The sequence below is a fragment of the Mesorhizobium sp. M7A.F.Ca.CA.001.08.2.1 genome, from assembly GCF_003998455.1.
Taxonomy (GTDB): Bacteria; Pseudomonadota; Alphaproteobacteria; order Rhizobiales; family Rhizobiaceae; genus Mesorhizobium; species Mesorhizobium ciceri.
Map to the genome: position 1 here is coordinate 1 of NZ_RZPW01000782.1, position 2,792 is coordinate 2,792.

The 2,792-nt window shown below is 64.1% G+C and carries 3 protein-coding genes; all 3 read left to right on the forward strand.

Features of this window, described 5'->3' with window-relative positions:
• The first annotated feature begins 9 nt into the window (after window positions 1–9).
• A complete protein-coding gene (gene dusB / locus EN914_RS30795; RefSeq protein WP_127389492.1) occupies window positions 10–1,038 on the forward strand; it encodes a tRNA dihydrouridine synthase DusB in 1,029 nt (342 codons plus the stop codon).
• The gene (locus EN914_RS30800) at window positions 1,035–2,177 is read left to right on the forward strand and encodes a nitrogen regulation protein NR(II) (protein ID WP_013531493.1); all 1,143 of its coding nucleotides are present in this window, start codon (window positions 1,035–1,037) and stop codon (window positions 2,175–2,177) included. The genes dusB and EN914_RS30800 overlap by 4 nt, the downstream gene beginning before the upstream one ends.
• Window positions 2,174–2,792, forward strand: a 619-nt coding sequence (locus EN914_RS30805) for a response regulator (RefSeq protein WP_127389491.1), incomplete at its 3' end; no start/stop codon positions are given. The genes EN914_RS30800 and EN914_RS30805, both read left to right, overlap by 4 nt.

The window sequence follows — 2,792 nt, forward strand, 5'->3', positions numbered from 1 at the left end:
TTTTTGTGCATGTTTAATTTGACCAAATTGGCCGCGCCGCTTAACGTCGGCGGCGTGAAACTCCGCAATCGCGTGTTCCTCGCGCCGATGTCGGGCATTACGGACGAGCCGTTCCGGCAGCGTGCCCACGCGCATGGAGCGGGCCTGGTCGTGTCCGAAATGGTTGCCAGCGGCGAGCTCGCCAAGGGCAGGGCCGGTTTCAACCTGCGCATACGCCACTCCGGCCTGCCCGTCCATATGGTTCAGCTGGCCGGCCGTGAGGCGATGCACATGGCCGAAGGTGCCAGAATCGCCGCCGGCGAGGGCGCCGACATTATCGACATCAACATGGGATGCCCGGCCAAGAAGGTCACTGGCGGCTACGCTGGTTCGGCATTGATGCTGGATCTCGACCACGCACTGTCGCTGATCGACGCCGTTGTCGGCGCGGTCGAGGTGCCAGTGACGGTCAAGATGCGGCTTGGCTGGGACGAAGGCGCGCTCAACGCGCCGATGCTGGCGCGCCGCGCCGAGCAGGCCGGTGTCAGCATGGTGACCGTGCACGGCCGAACGCGCTGCCAGTTCTATCAGGGCAAGGCCGACTGGCGCGCCATCGCCCGCGTCAAGGAAGCCGTGTCCATCCCGGTCGTCGCCAATGGTGACGTCTCTTCGCCGGCGGAAGCGGCCGACATTCTCGATCAATCGGGTGCCGACGCAGTGATGATCGGCCGTGCCCATTATGGCGCCCCTTGGATCGCAGGTGGCATTGCGGCCGCAGCGACAGGCGAAGCGACGCCAAATATTCCACAGAACCCGACGGCGCTCGCCGACTACATCGTGGCCCATTATGAGGACATGCTAGCGCTCTACGGCGCCGAAAGCGGCCTGCGCCAGGCGCGCAAGCATCTCGGCTGGTATCTTGATCGGCATGCCGGCGGCGTCGCCGACGACAGCCGAAAGGCCATACTGACCGCATTCGAGCCCGCGCGCGTCATTGCCTTGCTGCGCGATGTGTTTTCGCGCGATCCGCAACCTTTGACCCTGCGGAGTGCCGCATGAACGCCGCCGCCGGCCAAGGCGCTGAAATGGCGGATGCCGCCCAGATCGTGCTCAACACCATCCGCCGCCCGGTGATCATGATCAGCGAGGAAGGCTTCATCACCTTCGCCAACGCCGACGCGGAAGACTTCTTTCGTTCAAGCGCGACCATGCTCGCCCGCAACACGCTGTCAAAACTCATTCCCTTCGGCAGCCCGCTGCTGACGCTGGTCGACCAGGTGCGCGAGCGCCTGGCACCGGTCAACGAGTATCGGGTCGACGTGTCGTCGCCGCGTCTCGGCATCGAGAAGGTCGTCGATCTCTATGTCGCGCCGGTACCGGAATTTCCGGGCTCGGTGGTGGTTATGTTCCAGGAACGGTCGATGGCCGACAAGATCGACCGGCAGATGACGCATCGCGGTGCGGCGCGCTCGGTCACCGGCCTGGCGGCGATGCTTGCCCATGAGATCAAGAACCCGCTCTCCGGTATCCGTGGCGCTGCCCAGTTGCTGGAACTGTCGGCTTCCGACGAAGACCGTGCGCTGACGCGGCTGATCACCGACGAGACCGACCGCATCGTGTCGCTGGTCGATCGCATGGAGGTGTTTTCCGACGAGCGGCCGATCGACCGCTACCCCGTCAACATCCATGTCGTGCTCGACCATGTCAAGGCCATTGCCAAGAACGGTTTTGCCAAGAGAATCAAGATATTGGAGGACTATGATCCTTCGTTGCCTCCGGTGTTTGCCAACCGCGACCAGTTGATCCAGGTGTTCCTCAACCTGGTCAAGAACGCCGCCGAGGCGATCGGCAGTGACCCGCAGGGCGAGATCGTGCTGTCGACCGCCTTCCGGCCAGGCATCCGTGTTTCCGTTCCGGGCACGCAGGACCGCGTGTCGCTGCCGCTGGAATTTTGCGTGCGCGACAATGGTTCCGGCGTCTCGGAAGATATCCTGCCGATCCTGTTCGACCCGTTCATCACCACCAAGCCGAACGGCTCGGGGCTGGGGCTGGCGCTGGTCGCCAAAATCGTCGGCGAACATGGCGGCATCATCGAATGCGAATCGACGCCGCGCGGGACCACATTCCGCATCCTGATGCCGGCCTGGAAAGAAGCGCCATACGGCGCCGATGAAGACGGTGAAGGAGACCGCAAATGACCGTTCGCGGCAATATTCTCGTCGCCGACGACGATGCGGCGATCCGTACTGTCCTCAACCAGGCGCTTTCGCGCGTCGGCCACGAGGTGCGCGTCACCTCCAATGCTTCGACTTTGTGGCGCTGGGTGGCGGCGGGCGAGGGCGATCTGGTCATCACCGATGTGGTGATGCCGGACGAGAACGCCTTCGACATGCTGCCGCGCATCAAGAAGGCGAGGCCGGAACTGCCGGTCATCGTCATGAGCGCCCAGAACACCTTCATGACGGCGATCCGCGCGTCTGAAACCGGCGCCTATGAGTATCTGCCCAAGCCGTTCGACCTGACCGAACTGCTCAACATCGTCAACCGGGCGCTTTCCGAGCCGCGACGGCCGAAGATCGATGCGCGGCCGGAAGAGCAGCCCGATGCAATGCCGCTGGTCGGCCGTTCGGCCGCCATGCAGGACATCTACCGCATGCTGGCGCGCATGATGCAGACCGACCTGACGGTGATGATCTCGGGCGAATCCGGCACCGGCAAGGAACTGGTGGCGCGCGCGCTGCATGAATATGGCCGCCGCCGTGGCGGCCCCTTCGTCGCCATCAACATGGCGGCGATCCCGCGCGACCTGATCG

Excerpts from the sequence above, each read along its gene's own strand:
- dusB (WP_127389492.1), top strand. The coding sequence starts at position 10 with ATGTTTAATTTGACCAAATTGGCCGCGCCGCTTAACGTCGGCGGCGTG.
- EN914_RS30800 (WP_013531493.1), top strand. The coding sequence starts at position 1,035 with ATGAACGCCGCCGCCGGCCAAGGCGCTGAAATGGCGGATGCCGCCCAG.